The organism is Acidobacteriota bacterium (assembly GCA_033549365.1).
GTDB lineage: Bacteria > Acidobacteriota > Aminicenantia > Aminicenantales > Saccharicenantaceae > JAWSUF01.
Window position 1 is genome coordinate 1 of the sequence record JAWSUF010000033.1, and the last position, 6,114, is coordinate 6,114.

Sequence of the window (6,114 nt, forward strand, 5' to 3'; positions counted from 1 at the left end):
TACGTTGGCAGCTGCGTATGTTTTTGATTTTGCTTAAGTTATAGGAGGCTCATGGAATATTGGCGAAAGTCGGGTTCATGCCGCATATCTCCTGGAGCAGGTGTGCGGCGAATTTATCTTGACATGACGCATGAGAAATCCTGCATTCACCGGGGGACAATTGCGTGATTGGGCACGTCACTTTTGATTTTCAGCCAATTTCTTATTCGATATCTGACAAGCACTTCTTCATTCGTATCTTCAATTAACTTCTTGTCGTAGAGATAGCCGTCATGGATAAGAAATGGGGGAGATAAGAACTTGGCTGTATATAGAAAGCAACCGTCCGGACCGAAAATATCACATTCGACTCCTTCTTCGTCCGTGTTCACATCGAGAATGGATTTGAGTTTCCAAACATAGATTCTTTGTTGATCATCTGTAGTTAGTCTGGAAAAAAACGGTTTATGAGGAGGGAAGTTCGCCGCTTTTTCCAGATCATCTTTAGTCGTGTTCGATCCGCTTCGCGCCGCTTTTTTCAGCGTATCATCGATTATCCTGTGTTTTTCCGCAGCCGTTATCGTTTCGCTGCGTTCATCCTTTTCTATGATTAAATCCGTTTTCCCCGAACGGTCGGAAACAAACAGCTTGTATTCAAGACTATATCCATAAACGAATCCGGCTTTTTCCATGTGCGAAAAATGCAGAAACGGGCTATAACTGTGAGAGTATCTGAAGACAGTGTCTCCTTTCCTGACGAATGAAAAACCATAAAAATCGGCGATTTTTCTTATTGTTTCCCCGTCCCAATCCAGGCTCTGGATCACGAAATTCTCCCCCTTATCGGTCCTTATTAATCCGTAAACTATGAGGTTTCCTTCTGCAGCCGGCACAAAATCCATGATATGGAATGGGACCCATCTCAACTTCATGAAGTCTCCTTCGGGGTTGAACATCTGAATTTTGCGCATCTCGGAGACGATGATGTTGCCATCGCCGTCCAGATAGAGCCGATTGGGGTATTCGAACTCACCGGGACCCTGGCCCTTCCGTCCGAATGTACGGAGATGGTTGCCATTCCCGTTAAATTTATGAATCCTGTGATTTCGCGTATCCAGAACGAAAAGATTTCCCCTATCATCCACCCGGATTACGGCGATGCCGCTAAACATGACGTTTCCGCTGTTCCTATTCCCGATCGCCAAGTCTTCTTCCAGTTCGAACACCAACTCCCCATAGTAGGGTTCTGCAGGGTTTTTAACGACCTGAATGCCATTTGCACAGTTGATTTCAACCGGCCATCCGTCTTTATGTTTCCGACATGACGGGCTGAGAAAAAAGCTTATTAACAACAGGCCGGTGAGGCCGCTTTTTAAATGAGAGCTCATCTTCTGTTCCTGTAATGTTGAGGTTTCTAGGCAAACAACGAAAATATTGACACTCCTTATCCACGCGTTTGCCGATCATTTGATAGGGATTGATAGTTTGTATACCAAGCTTCCAAACTTTTAATTATTCTGTATTTCCATTTAGAACAGACACTATAATTACGGCTTTTGCTCATACGCCTTCTGGTGCATCCTCCCATGCATATCGGTAAAAAAATACATTTTTTGCATTTTTTGTCATCAAAAGGATCCCATACTAAATACTCATAAAAACGGCTTTTAATACACTCTGTGTCAGTTATGTGGCCAACTGAGTGTTCTTTTTCTCCAATATCGGCATAACATTTGTATAAAAACCCTTCGGGATCGACTGCAAAACAACCCCATGTATCAGCAATACACTGTTGATTTTTCTGAGTTGGGATATTTTTAATAATAATGTCCTTTGCTGACAATTTGTTGAAAACCTTTGTTTCTACATCAATAAATTCTTTATACGATATGCATTTGTGTTGATAATCCGAAGCATGATTGAAACAAGTTTGAATTGGAGCTAAATAGACATTGACTTTATTTAATAGTTGTTTGTATTTTAGACTTTCAATAAATTCCAAAACACTTTCATGATTATCTTTATCGATGTTTATTCTTAGATTTATGATAGCGTTGCTTTTCTTTATTACTTTTTCAAGATTACTCATAATGATATCAAACGTCGGTTCCCCGCTTGCTAGTATTCTTCGTTTATCATGTATATATCTTGGCCCATCAACGGTTATCTGAATATTTTTTATCAGATATTCATCTAATACCTTAATTACATCTTTATTTAATAAATATCCATTCGTAATCATTCCTGCAGAATATTCGATATTCCTGTCATTGCAAATAAGAATAAATTTTTCCGTGAGTCTTGATATAACGTCAAATCGAAGTAACGGTTCACCTCCATACCAATTCACACGGAAAACCGAGATCTCTTTCATGCCTCTTTTTGCAAATAGGATGATGTTTTCTTCAGTCTCTTTACTCATAGTCGTATTTTTTAATAACTCATAACAATAATCACATCTAAAATTGCAATCTAATGTCGGCGCAATTGTTAGCCCAAATAATTTTCTTTGATATCTACCTAATCTATTTCTTAATTTTAGAATTTTGATTTCATCAGTATGATTATCGATTATAAAGCCTCCTGCCGATAAACTCTCTTTAAGCCTATTTATCTCATTAGAATCACAAATGATGTTGGGATTGCTTAATAAAGCTTGTGCTATTTTTACATCTTCCTTTACAATTTTTGCAAAGGCTCCTGAAAAAGTATTGTAAACTAACAGGCTTTCTTCTTCTCTAATGGACAAATATATATTAAAATAGGATGTTTTCATGTTGGAAAACGCTATTAAATGTTGCTAAAAATTCGCAGCCCAATAATCAATCAATTCACAAACCAAAGGACAAGTAGCTGTTGTGCTTACAACTCTACAATATTCACAGCATAGATTTAATGTATTTATTACAGTCTTCTCTGCATAATCTTCGGATAAGAGTTTGACTCCATCTATCATATCAAATGAGATCGGATGAATCATGAATTCCATTCTAGTTGCCTCCTATCTTGCATTTCTTATATGAATGAATGCAAAAGAAGTCGATATCACCCAAGGATTGCTGTTCAATTCTTCCCACAATCATGGATTCATCTTGAATCTTATTCCATAAACATCGATAAATTGGGAAAAACCCTCCGCGTCAATGGGAAGGACTTTATAAATTTTCCCATGATTATAAAAACTATTCTTCGATATTATTGAAGTATTGAAAGAAGAGAGCCATTCCCCCTTTCGGTTGAAAATATCAATGGTGTTTTTGAAATTCGGATTCATGTTATCCTCGTACGTTTCTCCGGATATGACCCAGATGTTTTCTTTTGAGTCCTGAAACATTGTACGGACGATAGGGGGAGCTTTGAGAATGGTCATTTGGCCCTTTTCGATGGCTTTCTGATAAGTCGATAAAAATCTATTCCTTGCTTCTTCCGAATAGTTTTCAATTTGATATTTTCTGCCGAAAATCAAATCCGGTTTTCCCGATTTGTCGTATCGTGTTATGGAATACTTATGATGATTATCTTCCGGGTAGAAAAATTCTCCGCTTTCGAGTATGAGCATCCACTCCCAGCATGGATACCCTCGAAGACCAAGAGGATATGTATACCTGAATAATTCTTTACCTCCAGAGAAATCTTTACGATGCGCCCATAATAAAAGATCGAGTTTAGTAAAAGTCCGGTCTGTTTTTCCCTTAAGAACATAAAACAGATCTCCTACCGCTCGAAATCTTAAAGGATTATCACCATATAGGTAGATGACATTGCTGGCCGTGTGTTCTCCCTGAAGGTCGAGGATTTTCAGTTCGTTAATTCCTTGGAAAACATAAATATGATTATGACTGATGACCATGAAATTTGCTTCCTGGAATTCATTTGGGCCCTGTCCTCGTCTTCCAAAACGGTTGATAAGAATTCCTTTTTCGTCAAAGACTGTTATGGTTCCTTCATATCTGTCTAGAACATAAAGATTATTGTTTTTGTCAAAATCAACAACGCCTTGATACTCATCCTGTTTGTTGAAAAGACTTATTTGTGTGACATCAATACGATAGAGTTTTTCAATCTCCACAATTGATTCTTCTCCATAAATTGGAAAAGAATTGATGATGACTGGAATCTGATCTTTCTTCGAACGACAGGAAACAACAATCATTAAAATCATCCAGGATAATAAAAAGAGATATAATAAATTCTTTGCTGGATACATATTAACTCCTTAGCATCTATGATAACTCACATGGCTGAAGCCCGGGATTTTATGGCGATGGCATAAACTCCCAATATGTAGATTAATCTAGATGTCCAAAGATGTAATCAGATTGGAGGAGGAGGATCAACGCAGCTTAAAAATCCGGTCGGAAGACAATACCAATAGGGTATCTGTGCCCAGCAAAAAAGATCTTTTCCTTGATCGCAAAAAGTTCCCTCAGTGGCTGACGTGAAGTCAACTGGCGCCTCTGTGATAAGCGCAAGAAATGCAAATACACCACACAACAGAACAAAAGATACCAGCAGCTTCCTTGTCTTTCCCATTATTTTCCTCCTTTATTGTTTGATAAGAATAAAAAGGTCTCCCACGCTATTTTGGAGGAACAGGATCTGTGCAATGATATCCGCCGGAAGGTCGACATTCCCAAAATGGGATACTTGTCCAACAATACATCGTTTTGCTCGTGTCGCAAAAAGTTCCCCCATTGTCTGAAGAAAAGCCAGCCGGTGACGTGATGAGGTTGAGAAACACAAAAACGCCACACAGCATGACCAAAGACCCAATCAATATCCTTGCCTTTTTCATGGCTTACCTCCTTTGTTAATTGGTTGCGAGGATATTCGGAGTATATAGTTTTGAATTAGTTGGATCTCTTCAGTTGATTCTGTTCCATCTATCGAAAATGCACACAAAATAGTGTTTTTATCATCAATAAGGAAAATACCGGTATGAGCTAGTAGTTTTTCATCGGTTGGGTTAATAAAAAACATTTCTGATGTAAATTGAAGAATAGTAAATGTATTTATTCCAGTTTCTACAGTTTTTATCTTATTGATAATCCTTACGATGTTATAAGTAGCCAGATTCTCAATATTTTCTTTTTTTACAATTACAATTCCATGGCGATCGTTGATTAAATATTTGCCGGGTACCGGAAGCTTTTTCCCAACGAAATGAGCGTTCATGATTATATTATTAAAAAATCCTTCGATGGAACGATAATTGAATTCGCATAAAATTCTGTCATCATTAATTCTTTTTATTTGATAATTGAATAATTTATAGTGATTGTTAACATTAAGAATATATATGATTAATACAGCTGAAATAAAAGGAAGCGTGGTCTTTCTTGAAAAAATTAAAAATATTTCTTCATTCTTTTTCGTTCCAAGCATCAAATCCCCCAGATATTTTAAAAATATTGTGATACCCCCTGGCAATTAGTTTAATACCGACCATATTTGCAGAATAACAATCATGAGCTTCACAATAAACAACAATGAGCGTTTCTTTGCTCATCTTGTTATAACTGCTAAAATATCTACTAAACTCGCTGACCGGTAAGGATAATGCTCCAGGGATGTGTTCTTTTTTATATTGATCATTTGATCTTGCATCAAAAAGGATCGCATTATTTTCCTTGATTAAATCATTGGCAGTTTTCCAGTCAATCTCTTTGATATTGTTCATGTTTAGAGCATATGCCAAAGAAGTGTTGCTATAAGGAATAAATATAAGCAACCCAATAATGAATGTATAAGATATAATAGCTTTTAGGTGGCTCAAAAAATCGCTAGTTACCCTTTCTTTAATAACAATCAATAGAAGCCCAATGATAAGGGCAATGTTAAAAAAAATTTTTCCGTGTGATATTTTTGTAAAGAATTGCAATGGCCCAAAACAACCGCAATCAAATATGTTTCCTTGCATAAGATTTATCAAAATGGCAAACGTGAATGAAAGAACAAGTGGAACCAATAGGAGGGATGCAGCCATTCGGAATATGCCAACTAATAAAAAAATCCCACAAACAGCCTCAAAGGAAGGTATTAATATTGTAAATAATCTTGGAGCTTGTTTCAAAGTTACGTGATGGCATTTGACAAGGACGAAAAAAAAGGGCTACAACCCTCCATGATATCCAC

General features: G+C 37.1%; 5 protein-coding genes. All 5 read right to left on the reverse strand.

All coding sequences use genetic code 11. The features are described 5' to 3' along the window. Positions 1 to 146: 146 nt before the first annotated feature. Positions 147 to 1,367 carry a 6-bladed beta-propeller gene (locus SCM96_15765; protein MDW7762084.1) on the reverse strand — a complete coding sequence of 407 codons (1,221 nt, stop codon included), beginning with the start codon at positions 1,365 to 1,367 and terminating at the stop codon, positions 147 to 149. 56 nt (positions 1,368 to 1,423) lie between these two features. Next, positions 1,424 to 2,755 carry an SPASM domain-containing protein gene (locus SCM96_15770; GenBank protein MDW7762085.1) on the reverse strand — a complete coding sequence of 444 codons (1,332 nt, stop codon included), beginning with the start codon at positions 2,753 to 2,755 and terminating at the stop codon, positions 1,424 to 1,426. Positions 2,756 to 3,058: 303 nt separating this feature from the next. Then, entirely contained in the window at positions 3,059 to 4,186 is a 1,128-nt protein-coding gene (locus tag SCM96_15775; protein MDW7762086.1) for a 6-bladed beta-propeller, read from the reverse strand. Between the two features lie 584 nt (positions 4,187 to 4,770). Further along, positions 4,771 to 5,364: a hypothetical protein gene (locus SCM96_15780; GenBank protein ID MDW7762087.1), complete on the reverse strand. Its 594-nt coding sequence runs from the start codon at positions 5,362 to 5,364 to the stop codon at positions 4,771 to 4,773. After that, the gene (locus SCM96_15785) at positions 5,342 to 6,052 is read right to left on the reverse strand and encodes a rhodanese-like domain-containing protein (GenBank protein ID MDW7762088.1); all 711 of its coding nucleotides are present in this window, start codon (positions 6,050 to 6,052) and stop codon (positions 5,342 to 5,344) included. Before SCM96_15785 ends, SCM96_15780 begins: the two co-directional genes overlap by 23 nt. Positions 6,053 to 6,114: the final 62 nt, after the last annotated feature.